The following is a 16,749-nucleotide window of genomic DNA, read 5'->3' on the forward strand; positions in this document are numbered from 1 at the left end:
CGAACGAAAGGCCGGACGATCGAGCCGGCTGAGCAATGACGAACACTATACCTTTTCCATTGTTGCGGCAATGTGTCGGGACCGGCCGGTCTGCTCGACCTCAGGGAGCAGACATCGCTCCTGCAAAGACGCCCTAGGCCATCACCACCGGCGTCTCTTCGCCGAGCCCGTAGACGCGCTGCGCCTTGGAGAATCCGGCGATCGGAAATTCGCCGAGCGCGCGCCAGTCGTGGCGGCAGGCATTGGCGAAGACTTCCGAGACCACGACGGTGCGCCCCAGCCGCCCGGCGATCTTCTCCAGCCGTGCGGCGAGATTGACGGCGGGGCCGATGCAGGTGAAGTCGAGGCGGTTGCCGCCGCCGATATTGCCATAGAGGATGTTGCCGACGTGCAGCGCAACGCCGAAGCGGAAGCGCTCGACGATGTCGCCGACCGGAAAGGCGAGCGCCTCGACGCTGGCGCGGGATTCGCGCGCAGCCTCCAGCACGCGCGTGCAGACGTGGGCGGCATCGCCGACATATTCGTCGATCGGGAACACCGCGAGCAGGCCGTCGCCCATGAATTTCAGCACCTCGCCGCCATGGCCGCGGATCGCGGTGACCTGGCAATCGAAATACTGGTTGAGGATCTCGACCACGGTCTCTGCCGGCAGGCGATCTGACAGCGCGGTGAAACCGCGAAGGTCCGAGAGCCAGATCGCGGCCTGCATGGTGTCGTTGTGGCCGCGGCGGATCTGGCCGCCGAGGATGCGCGCGCCGGCGCGGTTGCCGACATAGGTGTCGAGCAGCATCTCGGCGGTGCGGCGCAGGCTGATGATCTCGGCGACGCGCGCGAGCGGCGTCACGATGGATCGGATCGCCGCGATGTGGTCGTCGGTGAAGCCGCCGGGATGCCGTGTCACCCAGCTGGTCGCATGGACCGAGCCGTCGAGAAACGGCATCGGCACCGCGACATAGTCGGTCGCCCCTTCGGCCTGCATGTCGTTCAGGATCGGAAACCGTTCGCCGTCGTGATCGCCGATGCGTCCACGGACCTCGACCCCCTGCTCGAACACGATCCGGAGCGGGCTCTTGGCGAATTCGGGCGTGTCCAGGATCTCGAAATCGACGGTGCCGATCTCGACCTCCTCGCCCTGCCGCCAGATGAAGTTGCGGCCGAAGATTTCCGGATGCAGCGTGCGGATGAAGATGCCGAACCGCCATATCGGCAGGCCGGCTTCGACCAGATGCTCGCAGACATCGGCGATCATCTCGGCCGGGGTCCCCGACGACCTCGCGCCGTCGATCAGCCAATTGGTGATGCGGTGGAGCTCGGAGTTTTGCATGCCCGCATTTGCGGACGAAGTTGTGCGGACGTCAAGCTGCGCGGTGGGCTGGTACCGCGGCATTATAGGTGGCGCATGATCTTTCGGAAAACCGCTTCACACTTTGCGCTCACGCGGCCCTTCGGGTCCGGATCACGCGCTACCGCCCTACTGGCGCTAGCGGCCGACCTGCCCGCGATCCCGGATGAAATGATCGGCCAGCACGCAGGCCATCATGGCTTCACCGACGGGGACGGCGCGGATGCCGACGCAGGGGTCGTGGCGGCCCTTGGTGAAGATCTCGGTGTCGGCGCCCTTGCGGTCGACGGTGAGACGCGGCTGGAGGATCGACGAGGTCGGCTTCACCGCGAAACGCACCACGATCGGCTGTCCCGTGGAGATGCCGCCCAGAACGCCGCCGGCATGGTTGGAGAGGAAACGCGTGCCGTCATTGCCGGTGCGCATCTCGTCGGCGTTCTCCTCGCCCGTGAGCTCGGCCGCGCCGAAGCCGGCGCCGATCTCGACGCCCTTCACCGCGTTGATGGTCATCATCGCGCCCGCGAGATCGGAATCGAGCTTGGCGTAGATCGGTGCGCCAAGACCTGCAGGTACGCCTTCGGCGACGATCTCGAGCACCGCACCGATCGAGGAGCCGCTCTTGCGGATTCCGTCGAGATAGGTCTCGAAGAACGCGGCCTTGTCCTTGTCCGGGCAGAAGAACGGATTTTTGGCAATCTCGTCCCAGTCCCACTTCTCGCGGTCGATCTTGTGCGGGCCGATCTGCACCAGCGCGCCGCGCACCTTGACGTCGGGCAGCACCTTTCGCGCGATCGCACCGGCGGCAACGCGCATCGCGGTCTCGCGCGCCGAGGAGCGGCCGCCGCCGCGATAGTCGCGCAGGCCGTACTTCGCCTCATAGGTGAAGTCGGCGTGGCCCGGACGAAACTTGTCCTTGATCTCGGAATAGTCCTTCGAGCGCTGGTCGGTGTTCTCGATCAGCAGGCCGATCGGCGTGCCCGTCGTCACCTGCACGCCGGTCTCCGGATGCGCCATCACGCCGGACAGGATCTTGACCTGGTCCGGCTCCTGGCGCTGGGTGGTGAAGCGCGACTGGCCGGGACGGCGGCGGTCGAGATCCCGCTGGATGTCGGCCTCGGTGAGCGGGATCATCGGCGGGCAGCCGTCGACCACGCAGCCGATCGCGACCCCGTGGCTCTCGCCGAAGGTGGTGACGCGGAACATGTGGCCGAAGGTGTTGAAGGACATGCGCGGATGCCGCCTAGCGTTGACGTTTTACATAAACGTTGTTTGTCAACGTCGTAGCGCCGCGGAGCACTGGGTTCAACCCTAGTTCCGTCATTCCGGGGCGATGCGCAAGCATCGAAGCCGGAATCTCGAGATTCCGGGTTCGCCCTAGGGCGCCCCGGAATGACGGGGAGCGGTCTAACTAAACTTCTCCAGCCGCCCGTCGCGGAACACGTAGACGGCACCTTGCTCGATATAGAGCTCGGCGGCGCTGGCGGGGGTCTCCAGCCCCAGGGACACCATCAGGGCCCTGCAGGTCCCGCCATGGGCGACCGCGACGGTGTCGGTCCGGAGCTGGTCGTACCAGGCGCGCACGCGGACCTGCACGTCCGCGTAGGTCTCCCCGCCCGCGGGGCCCACCGTCCATTTGTCGGCGAGGCGCCTTGCATAGATGTCGGGATCGGCGGCTTCGCTCTCGGCCAGCGTCAGCCCTTCCCAGGTGCCGTAGCCGATCTCGCGCAGACGGTCGTCGAGCGCATAGTCGGCCACCGGCAGCTCGAGCTTGCCGCGCGCGAGTTCCATGGTCTGGCGGGCGCGGCCAAGCGGGCTCGACACGTAAGGCAGCGCGGCCTTGTCGCGCCCGTCACGCCTGAACAGATCGGCCAAAACGCCGCCGGCCTGCACGGCCTGACTGCGGCCGCGCACATTCAGCGGAATGTCCCTGGTGCCCTGAAGCCGCCCGAGCGCATTCCACTCGGTCTCGCCGTGGCGAAGATAATAGATCGTAGGCCCGGGCATTGCAGATAAGAACTAGTCCTTCCCACCGAGCGAAATGTCCGGCGCGTCCGGCCGCTTCATGCCGAGCACGTGATATCCGGAATCAACGTGATGCACCTCGCCGGTCACGCCACGCGAGAGGTCGGAGAGGAAATACAACGCGCTGCCGCCGACGTCCTCGGTGGAGACATTGCGCCGCATCGGCGCGTTGTACTCGTTCCACTTCAGGATATAGCGGAAGTCGCCGATGCCGGACGCGGCGAGCGTCTTGATCGGACCTGCCGAGATCGCGTTGACGCGGATGTTCTTCTCGCCGAGGTCGGCGGCGAGATAGCGCACGCTGGCTTCCAGCGCCGCCTTGGCGACGCCCATCACGTTGTAATGCGGCATCCACTTCTCGGCGCCGTAATAGGAGAGCGTGATCAGCGAGCCGCCGTCGGTCATCAGCTTCTCGGCGCGCTGCGCCACCGCCGTGAACGAGTAGCAGGAGATCAACATCGACTTGCTGAAGTTCTCCTGCGTGGTGTCGACGTAGCGGCCGTCGAGCTGTTCGCCATAAGCGATCGCGTGCACCAGGAAGTCGATCTTGCCCCATTTCTCCTTCAGCACCGCGAAGGCGGCGTCGATGGTCGCGGCATCGGTGACGTCGCAATGGCCGAGCACGAGGCCGCCGATCTCGGCGGCGAGCGGCTCGACGCGCTTCTTCAGCGCATCGCCCTGATAGGTGAAGGCGAGCTCGGCGCCGGCGGCGTGGCATGCCTTGGCAATGCCCCAGGCTATCGAGCGGTTGTTGGCAACGCCGAGGATCACCCCGCGCTTGCCTTGCATCAGACCTGAATTCTGCGCCATTTTTGAACGTCCCGTCGAGCTCTCGTTGAGGTTTGGAGGTACACCAGCCCTCCCCTGCGGTACAGCCCTAATACGCGGCGTTAACGCTGTTTCGAGCGCCGGAATAGCCGTTCCATTCGGGTGTTATGATCGCTATAGGCGCTCGCGCCGGACACCAGGACGTCAAGACGGCAATGAGTGCGTTTCGCCAGAGTGTGGAAGCCATGATCCCGGCGTTGCGCCGCTACGCCCGCGCGCTGACGCGCGATGCGGATGCGGCCGACGATCTGGTGCAGGACACGTTGGTGCGTGCGCTCCGATCGGAGCGCCTGTTTCTCGGAGGCGACGTCAGGAGCTGGCTCTATACGATCCTGACCAACCTCAACAAGAACCGGCGGCGCTCGCTGGCGAGGCGGCCGCACTTCATGCAGCTGACGGAGAACAACCCCGACGCCAGCGGGACCGAAGCCGAGGGAAGCGACATCGAGAAGGCGCTGGCAACGCTGGTCGAGGAGCAACGTTCGGTGCTGCTGCTGGTGATGCTGGAAGGCATGAGCTACCGCGAGGTCGCCGACATCCAGGGCGTGCCGATCGGCACGGTGATGTCGCGCTTGGCAAGGGCGAGAGCCCACGTGAAAGCCTCGCTGGAGGGTGAGCGCCCGGCGCTCAGGCGGGTGAAATGATGGCCGGGTTGATGCATCGCGTAGTGTCCGCCCGCAGGGCGAAGCGGACGAAGTTGAGCCACGAAGGATTTTTTGGGCCGCAGAGCCAGAGACGACCGATATGAACGACCGCAACATTCCCATCACCGAGGACGAGCTCCACGCCTATGTCGACGGCGAGCTGCCGGCCGAGCGAAGCGCCGACGTCGAGGCCTGGCTTGCCGCCCACCCCGACGATGCCGAGCGGGTGCAGTCCTGGCGGACCATGGCCGAGATGCTGCACGCCCGCTACGATTCCGTCGCCCAGGAGCCGGTGCCGGCACGGCTCGAGCTCGAGCGGCTGGAGCGCCGTCCCCGGCAATGGCTCTATGGCGCCGCCGCGGCCGTGCTGGTGGCCTTCGTCGCTGGCGGCACCGCCGGCTGGGTGGCGCATGGTGCCGCCAACGCGCCTTCGACCTTCCAGAGCTTTACGGCGGATGCGCTCGACGCCCACCGCCTCTATGTCGTCGAGGTCCGCCACCCCGTCGAAGTCGGCGGCAACGAGCGCGATCATTTGCAGGCATGGCTGACCAGGCGCTGCGGCTGGACCGTGTTCGCGCCGAATTTGGAGGCGAGCGGGCTGAAGCTGGTCGGCGGCCGGCTGCTGCCTGGGCCGAACGGGCCGGCGTCGTTCCTGATGTATGAGGGCGCCTCGGGCGAGCGGTACACGATCTACTCGGCCAAGACCGAGAATGGTGCGACGCAAATGCGCTACGCCAGGACGGACAAGGACGGCGCGCTGTTCTGGGCTGAGCGCGGCGTCGGCTATGTCGTCAGCGGCGGCGGTGATCGCGACCGGCTAACGAAGGTCGCGCAGGCGGTTTACGACCAGGCAGAGAAAAACGGCGGCTAAACAACTGTCGAACCGCGGTGCCTCGATTCCGTCATTGAAAATTTGGAATCAAGACACGGGCGTGTCTCATTATCGCACCGGGTGTTCACGCGATTATGAGTAGCGTTCGATCCGCCGATCGACGCGGGCGGCCTCGATTGGGGTTTTTGGTACCGCGCTGGTCCCCCTCTCGAGGCCGCACCTTTTTATCGGCTGCCCCGCCGGACAGCCGACACGTCGAGACCATGAAGCGCTACACGCCTCAGGCATATGATGAGCATCATCTCCTGGACGGCTTTAGGCCTTTAGGAAAAACCCCTTCAGTTCGACCGCGCCCTAACCGAGCCCGCTACGTGGATTGTAGGGGTGTTGGTCCCGCCACTTTTCCATCAATGCTTCAAGCTCGGCGTCGTTCCCGTCCGGTAGCATAATCCTGATGGTGACGAAGAGATCCCCGGTTCCGCCAGATTTCGGCAATCCCTTACCTTTGAGACGGAAGGTCCGGCCGCTGGAGGTGTTTTTCGGGACCGAAAGCTCCACCGCATTGCCGAGGGTTGGCACGCGGACCTTGGCCCCGAGCACCGCCTCGTAGAGCGTGACCGGCAGGTCGATCCTGAGGTCCGCGCCCTCGACCTTGAAGAACGGGTGCGGCGCGATGCTGATGGTGATCAGGAGATCGCCGGGCGGATGGCCCTGGGCGCTCTCGCCCTGCCCCCGCAACCGAATCTGCTGGCCCTCGGTGACGCCGGCCGGAATCTTGACGTTGAGCTCCTTGCCGGTCGGCAGCCGGACGCGCTTCTCGCCACCCTTGACGGACTCTTCCAGCGAAACGGACATGGCGACGTTGACGTCGAGATCGAGCCCGACCCCGCCGGTGTCGAATTCGAACTGGGCACCGCCGCCGGCTCCGGGCCGCGCACCGCGCATCCCGCCGCCGAACATGCTGTTGAGGATGTCCTCGAAGGCGCCGCCGCCTTGGCCGGGTCCGCCGCCGGAGCGGAACGTATAGCTCTCGAACCCGCCGGGACCCGCGCGGCCGCGCGGCCCGCCGCCACCCGGAAAGCCCTGGAAGCGCGGCTTGCCCTCGGCGTCGATCTCACCGCGGTCGAACTGCTTGCGCTTGTCCTCGTCGCCGATGATCTCGTTCGCCGAGTTGATCTCGGAGAAGCGCTCGGCCGCCTTCGGATCGTCCTTGTTGCTGTCGGGATGGTGCTTCTTGGCAAGCTTGCGATAGGCGCTCTTGATCGCGGCAGCGTTGGCGCTCCGCGGCACCCCCAAGACCTCATAGGGGTCGCGCATCCGTCACGTCTCCTTCAAGAATTCGAATTGTTCAAAGGGCTCCCCGCCCCACTCCGGGTGATGTGGGAAGAGAGTGGCATTTTTGCAACTAGGGGCGCGCGCCGATTCCTAGCTCCGCCACGGCTTTAGCGTATGAATCTCCCAACGGCCACGACTGCTTTGGCAGCCGGCGCCCTGGAGCCAGCTTTCCGTGTTCCCGTTGACATAGCTCGCCAGGAAATCTCGGCACTTGCGGCCATCCTCGGCGGCATAGGACTGCGCGATCGGCGTCACCGAGCCCCGCGCCCCAGTCTCCGGATTCTCCCAGTGCTGGCTGGAATCCTTGTCGCCCTTGCTCAGTACGTCCGAGGCGGCGTTGCGGGCGAAGGCGAGATCGGTCTCCGTCGGCGCGGTGTCTTTCGCCGGCCGTATGATCGAGCCGGTGAGGTCGCTGTCGTCGGCCTTGGCATAGGCACTCTTGTCACCACGGGAGAAGCTGCAGCCGCCGGCACCCAGCCCGATCAGAATGATCGTCATGACAAGGCTGGACGGGCGGATCGCCGATAGGCCAACGCGTCCCCATGTCCTATATAGGACGGTAGCGGACAACAACGCGTTTTGGGCCGCGGGACGCAACTCGGACTCCAGACATGACCGACACGACCTCGATGAAACACCAGACACCCTTAACATCCGGTGATTTCACCGCCGCCGACGAGCCTTTTGCGCTGTTCGATGCCTGGCTGAACGAGGCGATCAAGAGCGAACCGAACGATCCGAACGCCATGGCGCTCGCAACCGTCGATCCCGACGGGCTGCCCGATGTGCGCATGGTGCTGATGAAGGGCTTCGATACCGAGGGTTTTGTCTTCTACAGCCACATCGCCAGCCAGAAAGGCCGCGAACTCGCCGCAAATCCTAAGGCAGCGTTACTTTTTCACTGGAAGTCGCTGCGCCGTCAGGTTCGCATCCGCGGCAACGTGACGCCAGTCACCGATGCCGAGGCCGACGCCTATTTCGCGACGCGGCCGAAGCAGGCGCAGATCGGCGCCTGGGCGAGCAAGCAATCCGAAGCGCTGGAGAGCCGCTTCGCTTTCGAGCAAGCCATCGCGAAAGTGGCGGCCAAGTACGTCATCGGCGAAGTGCCGCGGCCGCCGGGCTGGAGCGGCTGGCGCATCACGCCGGTGCGCATCGAGTTCTGGCACGACCGCCCATTCCGTCTGCACGACCGCATCGAATTTCGTCGTGACGCCGCCGGCCAGCCATGGTCCAAGACGCGGATGTATCCTTGAGCCTTATCCTGAGCCTCGTCTCGAGCCTTGAGCCGACCTGAAAGATGTCCATGCCGCATTCGTCCAACCTGCCGCGTCGTACGCTGCTCCTGACCGGAGCGAGCCGCGGCATCGGCCACGCCACCGTGATCCGCTTCTCTTCGGCGGGCTGGCGCGTCATCACCTGCTCGCGGCATGCGTTTCCGGAGGATTGCCCGTGGGACGCGGGCCCTGAAGACCACATCCAGGTCGACCTCGGCGACCCCGAGGACACTGCACGCGCGATCAACGAGATCCGCAACCGGCTCGAAGGCGGCGCGCTGCATGCGCTGGTCAACAACGCCGCGATCTCGCCGAAGGGCCCCGGCGGCTCGCGGCTCGGCTCGGTCGACACCGATCTCGACACCTGGACGCATGTCTTCCGCGTCAACTTCTTCGCACCGATCATGATCGCGCGCGGACTGATCGAGGAGCTGAAGGCGGCCAAGGGTTCAGTCGTGAACGTCACCTCGATCGCGGGCTCGCGCGTGCACCCCTTCGCGGGCGCCGCCTATGCCACCTCGAAGGCCGCGCTTGCCGCGCTGACGCGCGAGATGGCCTCGGACTTCGGCCGCGTCGGCGTGCGCGTCAACGCGATCGCGCCGGGCGAGATCGACACCTCGATCCTGTCGCCGGGCACCGAGAAGATCGTGGACCAGCAGATCCCGATGCACCGGCTCGGCACGCCCGACGAGGTCGCCAAGATCATCTACGTGCTGTGCACGGATACCAGCTCGTACGTCAACGGCGCCGAGATCCATATCAACGGCGGCCAGCACGTGTAGGCCATCCTCTATCGTTCGTCATTGCGAGCCAACGGGTCCGCGCGAAGCGCGGCCCGATGACGAGGCTCCACGAAGCAATCCAGACTGCCTCCGCGGAGACGGTCTGGATTGCTTCGTCGCGGAGCCTGTCATCCGGGCCGCCGGAGGCGGGACCGGGTGGCTCCTCGCAATGACGAATTGGAAATAGTGACTAGGGAAGCAAGGCGATCCAGACAAGGCCGCCGCAAGACCTGGATCGCCCGCCCTTCCTTCCGTTCCTCAATCGACTCGAATCCGACGCGACCGATCGCGCAGCCTTGAAGCTGCAGCACTTGGAGCTGCGGCATTGAATGCAGTCGAGCAGTCGTCGTCGTTCTCGCCATCGAGCAGCGGAGCACCACAGTGCCGGCACAGACGTGCCGACATCGACGACGCCTTGCCGCTCGCCAGGACCTGACGATAGTTCGCCAGATCGATGACGTTGCGGGGCGACGTTATGTGTTTTTCAACCATGGCTGTTCCTCGCGGCTACGCACTACTTATCGCAGACAAGTTTCGCGCAAACGTTCAGCCCACCGCTCAAATTTTACCGGAGGAATTGGGGCAGCAAACACGCATCACCGCGACGCCGCAAACCCGCTCTATTCTGCGACACGATGCGCCGTGTCTCTGCGACCGACGTAAGGTCTCGGTAGCTATTTTCCGAGAGCGGACGAGATCACAGCCACTTCTTCCATTTGAAGATCCAGTACGGAACGATGGCGGCGATCAGCATCATCACCAGCGCCATCGGATAGCCGTGCACCCATTCGAGTTCCGGCATCGCCTTGAAGTTCATGCCGTAGATCGAGGCGATCAGCGTCGGCGGCATCAGGACAACGGCCATGACCGAAAACAGCTTGATGATGTTGTTCTGCTCGAGATTGACGACGCCGAGCATGGCGTCGAGCACGAAGGTGATCTTGTTGGAGAGATAGGAGGCATGGTCGGTCAGCGAGACGACGTCGCGCTGCATGGTCTTGAGCTGCTCGCGCATGTCCTTCGACCATTTGACGCCTTCCACCACCGCCGAGAGGAATGCGGCGACACGGCCGATCGAGACCAGGCTCTCGCGGACCTTGGAGGTCAAATCCCCCTTGCGGCCGATCGAGATCAGGATCTGGGAATATTGCTTGGCGTGACCGTGGCGCTCGCTCTCGGGCTCGAAGATGTCGTGCGAGACCTGGTCGATCTCGGCGCCGCAGCGCTCCAGAATGTCGGCGCAGCGGTCGATCACGGCATCCAGCAGTTCCATCAGCACCATCTCGCCGGTGATGGACGGCGTGCAGGAGCGGCCGAGCTTGGCCTCGACCAGCGCAAACGGCTTCGGCAGGTCGTAGCGCACCGTCACCAGGCGATGGTCGCCGAGGATGAAGGTCACCGCGGTGGTCCGGGGCATGTCGGTATCGGAGTGGCACATCAGCGTCGCGGTCATGTAGCGCGCGCCGTTCTCGATATAGAGCCGGCTGGAGATCTCGATCTCCTGCATGTCTTCCCGGGTCGGGATGGCGATGCCCGCCAGCCGCTCCACGGCCTTGTCCTCGGCGGCTGAGGGGTTGACGAGGTCGATCCAGACCGCGTTCTCCGGCAGCACCGTGAGATCCTCGATCACCGCCTTCTTGAGGGAGGACTCGGAGGGAACAAACACCGAAAACATGAACGACTCCAGAGAACCTGCGACAGAATGACAGCCTTTAGCGCGATTCTGACAGGTTCACGATGACAACAACATTAACGGAGCATTTGCATTTGTGGCGCTACTGTGGCGCGAAATCGACAGTTCGGACCTCCTTTGCCAAAAATCCCCCACAGCGTCGCAAAACTTGCGGCAGAAAAGCCACAGCTTGGGTCTCGCAGCGCGGGAAAAGGCCTTCAGCGCTGGAATTGTGGCAGATTTCAACGATAATGGGCTTAACGGAGTCGAGGAACTTGGGCGGTAAGCTCAGGCCTTCCGCACGGTATTGTTTTGATTGGAACCAAATCATGTCGTCGCTGAAAGTTAAGTTGGGAATTTTGGCCGCGGGCCTGATGCTGTCGGGCTGCATGCAGGCCACGCATTTCGAGGCGACCGACACCAAGGCATTCAAGCCGAAGGACAAGGAACTCCTTGCCAAGGTCCGGTACGAGAACACCCCGGTCGCGGAGCCGTTCCGCCGCGCCATCGTCGACTACCACCGCAAGGAGTCCCCGGGCTCGATCGTGGTCGATTCCGACAACCATTACCTCTACTACGTGCAGGAAGGCGGCAAGGCGATCCGTTACGGTATCACCGTCGGCGAAGAAGCCATGGCCTGGTCGGGCATCGCCAAGGTCGGCAGCAAGACCGAGTGGCCGGCATGGCACCCCACCCCCGGCGAAATTTCGCGCCTTGGCGTGCCGACCTATGTGGCGCCCGGCCCGGACAATCCGATGGGCTCTCGCGCGATTTACCTCTACTCGGGCGGGAAAGACACGTTGTTCCGCATCCACGGCACCAACCAGCCGGAATATATCGGCGCCTCGATTTCGTCAGGCTGCATCCGCCTGACCAACGAGGACGCGATCGATCTCTATGATCGCGTCAAGGTCGGCACGATCGTGGTCGTGCTCGAGCCGAAGCACGGCGACTCGCCGTACAATTCGCGCCTCGCGCTCGGCGGCAGCCAGACCGGCCAGGCCGGCAGCTACTGATCGCCTCCGACCTCTGAAGATTCAAAAGCGCCGGTTTCACCGGCGCTTTTTTGTTGCCGGCTTCGACGGCTGATCCTTCTTCGCGGACACCGGCTTGTCCTCGGGCGGAGAGGATTTCTCCGCCGCCTCGTCGTCGGCGCCTTCCTTGGCGTCTGGCTTTGCCGCGACCTCGCGCGGCGGCGCCTCGTCGGGGCGCTCCGCCGGCAAGAGCGGCGCGACCTGCGGCAGGGGATCCCAGACGTTCCACTGGCAGATCCGGTAGTCGTTCCGCCGCTGCGCGAGATCGAGATGGATATGGTCCTCGTGGTACCAGTCCGAGCCCGGCCCGAGCACGGTGGAGAAGCGCGTACAGACCGAATGCAGCACGCGCTCGCGCACATCGCGCGACATGGTGCGGTCGGTGAGGCCGATCGACTGCCCGTTGGCGAGCTTGATGGCGCGGACGTCGAGCGCGTTGGCCTTGCCGTGCTCGGACAGCATCGCGCCGGCGATGCGGTTGCGGCCCCGGCACTCGAAGCTGTCGAAATTGTCGAGATCGCTGATGGTCGAGCCGAGGCTCGCGGCCAGCGGCACCATGTCCTTGCGCACCCAGTCGGCGATCGCGGAGGCCATGGTGCAGCGGAGGATTGCCGCCGGCTTCACCGTCACCTTGCGCTTGTCCGGCAGCACGATGGCCTCCAGCCGCACCAGATCCTCGCCGCCACAGGCGCCGGGGCCGCGGATATCCGGAATGGACGGTGCGACCGCGATCTCCTCGGTCAGCGCGAGCCGGCAGGCCGAGGCCCGCTTCTCGGGCGGCCGCGCAGCCTCGGCGGGCTTGGTGTCACCCGGCTTGTCCGGGGACGGCTTGCCCTCCGCCTCCGGCGGGGCCTCGGCGGGTGCTTTCGGGGCCTCCTCGGGGCGCGGTTTCGGGAGCGGGACCTTGGCGGAATGAACTTTCGCACGCGGCCGTGGTGTACCAAGGCCAAAGATATCGAACGGCGCAGCATATTTTCGCGCCTCTGCCCGCTCCGTCAGCACAAGCGTCAGCCCCAGCACGACGGTAACCATTGCCGCGCCGGCGGACATATAGCCGCGACAAGACCATTTGCGGCGAGAGTCCGGCAGGCTAAAATTCATGACAATTCATTGGCCCAACGCTGAGAGCAAAAACGCGCCCAGCGACTTCTCGGAGGAACGTCGGAATGCTTGGTTTGATGCAAGACTGGCCCCTGCTCTGCCACCGGATCATCGAACACGCCGCCAGGATTCATGGCAAGCAGGAGGTGGTCACGCGATCGATCGAGGGACCGATCCACCGCACCAACTATGCCGAGATCCACAAGCGCGCGCTCAAGGTCTCCCAGATGCTGGAGCGCGACGGCATCAAGCTCGGCGACCGCGTCGCCACGATCGCCTGGAACACCTGGCGCCATCTCGAGGTGTGGTACGGCATCATGGGCATCGGCGCCATCTGCCATACCGTCAATCCCCGCCTTTTCCCCGAGCAGATCGCCTGGATCATCAACCATGCGCAGGACCGCATCGTGATGACCGACATCACCTTCGTTCCGATCCTGGAGAAGATCGCCGACAAGCTGCCAAGCGTGGAGCACTACGTCGTGCTCACCGACAAGGCGCATATGCCGCAGACCACGCTGAAGAATGCGGTAGCCTACGAGGACTGGATTGCGCAGGCCGACGGCAAATTCAAATGGAAGGACTTTGACGAGAACACGGCGGCCGCGATGTGCTACACGTCGGGCACCACGGGCGACCCGAAGGGTGTGCTGTACTCGCATCGCTCCAACGTGCTGCACGCGCTGATGGCCAACAATGTCGACGCGCTCGGCACCAGCGCCTCCGAGACGATGCTGCCGGTGGTGCCGCTGTTCCACGCCAACAGCTGGGGCATCGCCTTCTCCGCGCCCTCGCAGGGCACCAAGCTGGTCATGCCCGGCGCCAAGCTCGATGGCGCCTCGGTCTACGAGCTGCTCTCGACCGAAAAGGTGACCCACACCGCCGGCGTGCCCACGGTGTGGCTGATGCTGCTCCAGCACATGGCCGCCAACAATCTGAAGCTGCCGGAGCTGAAGATGGTGATCTGCGGCGGCTCGGCGATGCCGCGCTCGATGATCAAGGCTTTCCTCGACATGGGCTCGAGCGTCCGCCACGCCTGGGGCATGACCGAGATGAGCCCGATCGGCAGCGTCGCGGCGCTGAAGCCGCCGTTCCAGAACGCAACCGGCGATGCCAAGCTCGACGTCCTGCAGATGCAGGGCTATGCCCCCTTCGCCGTGCAGATGAAGATCACCGACGATGCCGGCAAGGAGCTGCCCTGGGACGGCAAGACCTTCGGCCGCCTCAAGGTCTCCGGCCCCGCGGTCGCCAAGGCGTATTATCGCGTCGACGCCAACATCCTCGACGAGGAAGGCTTCTTCGACACCGGCGACGTCTCGACCATCGACGAGGACGGCTACATGCGGATCACCGACCGCTCCAAGGACGTGATCAAGTCCGGCGGCGAGTGGATCTCCTCGATCGACCTCGAAAATCTCGCCGTCGGCCATCCAGCCGTGGCGGAAGCCGCCGTGATCGGCGTGTTCCACCCCAAATGGGACGAGCGGCCGCTGCTGATCGTGCAGCTCAAGCAGGGCCAGCAGGCAAGCCGCGAGGACATCCTGAAATTCATGGACGGCAAGATCGCCAAATGGTGGATGCCCGACGACGTCGCCTTCGTCGACGGCATCCCGCATACCGCCACCGGCAAGATCCTGAAGACGGCGCTGCGCGACCAGTTCAAGGATTACCGCTTCCCGAACGCGGCGGCGTAGGGACGTAGACGTCATTCCGGGGCGATGCCAACGGCATCGAACCCGGAATCTCGAGATTCCGGGTTCGCCCTTTGGGCGCCCCGGAATGACGGGCAATGATGACCCGGAACCCTTGAATTTGCCCCCGGGCCGTGGTCTCAACGGCCCATCGTCGCGCCAGATCGGCCGGCACCGCCTCCAAGACCCCGGCAGAGCTTCACCGATGGCCCGCAGGTTTTCCGCTCCCTACCAGACGGAGCCCGTGTCCAGCCTCGCCAGCTGGGCGCGCAATCTCGCCGTGTTCGCGGTGGTGGCCGTCCTGGTGTCTATCCTCATCGTCCGCTTCGGCTTCCTGGAGCCGAAGCCGGCGCTCGTCACCTTCTTCGGGGGCCTCGCGATCGCGGGGCTCTCCATCCTGTTCGGGCTCGCGGGCTTCGCCGCGATCTGGCAGAACGGCTCGCGCGGCATGGCGCGCATCCTGCTCGCGTTCCTGATCGACGGCGCGATCCTCGCCTACCCCGCCTATCTCGCCCTGCAATACCGCAAGCTGCCGGCGATCCACGACATCACCACCGACCCGATCGACCCGCCACGCTTCGACGCATTGGCGCGGCTGCGCGCCGGTGACGGCGCCAATACGGCCGTCTATGCCGGTCTCTATTCGGCCGAGCAGCAGCGCCATTTTTATCCTGATATCGAACCAATCGAGCTCGAGATCCCGGTCGATCGCGCCTATGCGATCGCGCTGCAGCTGGTCAACAAGCGCAAATGGCTCGTCATCGACGAGCGCGCGCCGCAGCCGCCGCGCCGCATGGGTCGCATCGAGGCGGTGGCCCGCACACCGATCATGGGCTTGCGCGAGGACATTTCCATCAGGGTCGTGCCCGACGGCGAGGATTCCCGCGTCGATATCCGCTCCGCCTCGCGCTATTTCGATAGCGATCTCGGCAGCAATGCCGCGCGCGTGAAGAAATTCATCGAGGATCTCAACACCGCCGCCGATGCCGATGCGCTCAAGCCGGTGAAGAAGACCCCGGTGGCGCCGCCGAAGGCACCGGCGAAGACGGTGAAGAAATAGCCCGGCTGTCATTCCGGGGCGCCGCAAAGCGGCGAGCCCGGAATCCATTCATCCACCGACACTGCGGCACGATGGATTCCGGGTTCGCGCTAACGCACGCCCCGGAATGATGGCCGACGCTAGGCGCCCGCCATCCGATACGTCCCGGTGATCACGGGATCGCCATCGGTTGCCACCACGCCGCGGGCGACGAGGTCTTCCAGATGCGCCAGCACGGAATAGCCGGCGGCCGTCGTCAGCCTCGGATCGATGCCGATATAGATCGCGCGCACCATGGTTGGGATGTCGGCCTCGCCCTTGGCGAGGCGGTGCAGGATCGAAGCCTCGCGCGCCTTGCGGTGGCGGATCAGGAAACGCACAAAGCGCGGGCCGTCCGGAATCTCGGGGCCGTGGCCGGAGAAATAGAGGTCCTCCGCGCGCGCGGCGAGGCGGTCGAGCGAGTCCATGTAGTCGATCATCGAGCCGTCGGGCGGCGCCACGATCGAGGTCGACCAGCCCATCACGTGGTCGCCCACGAAATTGAATTTCCGCTCCGCCCAGGCGAAGGCGAGGTGGTTGGCGGTGTGGCCGGGCGTCGCCACCGCCTCGAGGCGCCAGCCGTCGCCCTCGACCACATCGCCATGGGCGATCCTGATGTCGGGCGCGAAATCGCGATCGACGCCGGATTCCGGATTGTGCTTCTCGCTCTCGAAGCGCGGGCGCGAGGCGCGGTGCGGGCCTTCGGCATAGACCGGCGCGCCGGTCGCCTGCTTGATCCGCGCGGTGTTCGGCGAATGGTCGCGATGGGTGTGGGTGACGAAGATGTGGCTCACCGTCTCGCCGCGCACGGCATCGAGCAGCGCGGCCGCATGCGCCGCATCATCCGGGCCGGGATCGATGATCGCGACGTTGCCTGTGCCGACGATGTAGCTGACCGTACCGGTGAAGGTGAAGGGGCTCGGATTGTTACAGAGCACGCGCCGCACGCCGGGGCGGACTTCCTCGACGACGCCAGGCTGAAGCGGAAAGTTGCGGTTGAACGGGACGTCGTCGTTGTCGGACATGAGACTTCCTGTGCACTGCTACCCAACCCTCGCCGTCATACCCCGCGAAGGCGGGGTATCCAGTACGCCGCGGCGCCTGAGGCGAAGGC

At 64.9% G+C, this 16,749-nt stretch carries 17 protein-coding genes; 7 read left to right on the forward strand and 10 right to left on the reverse strand.

All coding sequences use genetic code 11. The features are described 5' to 3' along the window. Positions 1 to 133: 133 nt before the first annotated feature. The 4 genes from QA649_RS34000 to fabI all read right to left on the reverse strand — a co-directional run bounded on the left by QA649_RS34000 (position 134) and on the right by fabI (position 4,174). Positions 134 to 1,324 carry an adenylate/guanylate cyclase domain-containing protein gene (locus tag QA649_RS34000; protein ID WP_283021052.1) on the reverse strand — a complete coding sequence of 397 codons (1,191 nt, stop codon included), beginning with the start codon at positions 1,322 to 1,324 and terminating at the stop codon, positions 134 to 136. Between the two features lie 156 nt (positions 1,325 to 1,480). Then, positions 1,481 to 2,569 carry a chorismate synthase gene (gene aroC / locus QA649_RS34005; protein WP_283021053.1) on the reverse strand — a complete coding sequence of 363 codons (1,089 nt, stop codon included), beginning with the start codon at positions 2,567 to 2,569 and terminating at the stop codon, positions 1,481 to 1,483. 177 nt (positions 2,570 to 2,746) lie between these two features. Further along, positions 2,747 to 3,346 carry a histidine phosphatase family protein gene (locus QA649_RS34010; protein WP_283021054.1) on the reverse strand — a complete coding sequence of 200 codons (600 nt, stop codon included), beginning with the start codon at positions 3,344 to 3,346 and terminating at the stop codon, positions 2,747 to 2,749. Between the two features lie 12 nt (positions 3,347 to 3,358). Continuing rightward, positions 3,359 to 4,174, reverse strand: coding sequence for an enoyl-ACP reductase FabI (fabI, locus tag QA649_RS34015; protein WP_028180364.1), 816 nt, complete (start codon positions 4,172 to 4,174; stop codon positions 3,359 to 3,361). A 173-nt stretch (positions 4,175 to 4,347) separates the two neighbouring features. Here fabI and QA649_RS34020 point away from each other — a divergent pair, with 173 nt between their 5' ends. Both QA649_RS34020 and QA649_RS34025 read left to right on the forward strand, forming a co-directional pair. Further along, complete coding sequence (locus QA649_RS34020) at positions 4,348 to 4,836, forward strand: sigma-70 family RNA polymerase sigma factor (RefSeq protein ID WP_283021055.1); 489 nt, start codon at positions 4,348 to 4,350, stop codon at positions 4,834 to 4,836. Positions 4,837 to 4,936: 100 nt separating this feature from the next. Further along, positions 4,937 to 5,707, forward strand: coding sequence for an anti-sigma factor (locus tag QA649_RS34025; protein WP_283021056.1), 771 nt, complete (start codon positions 4,937 to 4,939; stop codon positions 5,705 to 5,707). A 315-nt stretch (positions 5,708 to 6,022) separates the two neighbouring features. Here QA649_RS34025 and QA649_RS34030 read toward each other — a convergent pair whose 3' ends face one another. Beyond that, complete coding sequence (locus tag QA649_RS34030) at positions 6,023 to 6,985, reverse strand: J domain-containing protein (RefSeq protein WP_260385456.1); 963 nt, start codon at positions 6,983 to 6,985, stop codon at positions 6,023 to 6,025. 108 nt (positions 6,986 to 7,093) lie between these two features. Next, positions 7,094 to 7,501: an RT0821/Lpp0805 family surface protein gene (locus tag QA649_RS34035; protein ID WP_283021057.1), complete on the reverse strand. Its 408-nt coding sequence runs from the start codon at positions 7,499 to 7,501 to the stop codon at positions 7,094 to 7,096. A gap of 113 nt (positions 7,502 to 7,614) precedes the next feature. Here QA649_RS34035 and pdxH point away from each other — a divergent pair, with 113 nt between their 5' ends. Together pdxH and QA649_RS34045 are read left to right on the forward strand one after the other, a co-directional pair. Continuing rightward, positions 7,615 to 8,256 carry a pyridoxamine 5'-phosphate oxidase gene (gene pdxH, locus QA649_RS34040; protein WP_283021058.1) on the forward strand — a complete coding sequence of 214 codons (642 nt, stop codon included), beginning with the start codon at positions 7,615 to 7,617 and terminating at the stop codon, positions 8,254 to 8,256. 50 nt (positions 8,257 to 8,306) lie between these two features. Further along, positions 8,307 to 9,059: an SDR family oxidoreductase gene (locus QA649_RS34045; RefSeq protein WP_283026161.1), complete on the forward strand. Its 753-nt coding sequence runs from the start codon at positions 8,307 to 8,309 to the stop codon at positions 9,057 to 9,059. 258 nt (positions 9,060 to 9,317) lie between these two features. Here the strand turns inward: QA649_RS34045 and QA649_RS34050 are convergent, their stop codons facing one another. Together QA649_RS34050 and QA649_RS34055 are read right to left on the reverse strand one after the other, a co-directional pair. Further along, positions 9,318 to 9,551 (reverse strand): hypothetical protein, encoded by a 234-nt coding sequence (locus QA649_RS34050; RefSeq protein WP_283021059.1) that lies wholly within the window; start codon positions 9,549 to 9,551, stop codon positions 9,318 to 9,320. 205 nt (positions 9,552 to 9,756) lie between these two features. Then, a complete protein-coding gene (locus tag QA649_RS34055) occupies positions 9,757 to 10,734 on the reverse strand; it encodes a magnesium transporter CorA family protein (protein ID WP_283021060.1) in 978 nt (325 codons plus the stop codon). A 326-nt stretch (positions 10,735 to 11,060) separates the two neighbouring features. Between QA649_RS34055 and QA649_RS34060 the strand changes: the two genes are divergently transcribed. Next, complete coding sequence (locus QA649_RS34060) at positions 11,061 to 11,747, forward strand: L,D-transpeptidase (protein ID WP_283021061.1); 687 nt, start codon at positions 11,061 to 11,063, stop codon at positions 11,745 to 11,747. Positions 11,748 to 11,783: 36 nt separating this feature from the next. Here QA649_RS34060 and QA649_RS34065 read toward each other — a convergent pair whose 3' ends face one another. Beyond that, positions 11,784 to 12,866, reverse strand: coding sequence for an extensin family protein (locus QA649_RS34065; protein ID WP_283021062.1), 1,083 nt, complete (start codon positions 12,864 to 12,866; stop codon positions 11,784 to 11,786). Positions 12,867 to 12,931: 65 nt separating this feature from the next. On the opposite strand from QA649_RS34065, the gene QA649_RS34070 reads away from it, so the two are divergent. Then, positions 12,932 to 14,560 carry a fatty-acid--CoA ligase gene (locus tag QA649_RS34070; RefSeq protein ID WP_283021063.1) on the forward strand — a complete coding sequence of 543 codons (1,629 nt, stop codon included), beginning with the start codon at positions 12,932 to 12,934 and terminating at the stop codon, positions 14,558 to 14,560. 202 nt (positions 14,561 to 14,762) lie between these two features. Further along, positions 14,763 to 15,617 carry a DUF1499 domain-containing protein gene (locus tag QA649_RS34075; RefSeq protein ID WP_283021064.1) on the forward strand — a complete coding sequence of 285 codons (855 nt, stop codon included), beginning with the start codon at positions 14,763 to 14,765 and terminating at the stop codon, positions 15,615 to 15,617. Positions 15,618 to 15,736: 119 nt separating this feature from the next. On the opposite strand, the gene QA649_RS34080 is transcribed toward QA649_RS34075, so the two are convergent. Then, a complete protein-coding gene (locus QA649_RS34080; protein WP_283021065.1) occupies positions 15,737 to 16,660 on the reverse strand; it encodes an MBL fold metallo-hydrolase in 924 nt (307 codons plus the stop codon). Between the last annotated feature and the right edge of the window lie 89 nt (positions 16,661 to 16,749).

This window comes from Bradyrhizobium sp. CB1717 (genome assembly GCF_029714325.1).
Taxonomy (GTDB): Bacteria; Pseudomonadota; Alphaproteobacteria; order Rhizobiales; family Xanthobacteraceae; genus Bradyrhizobium.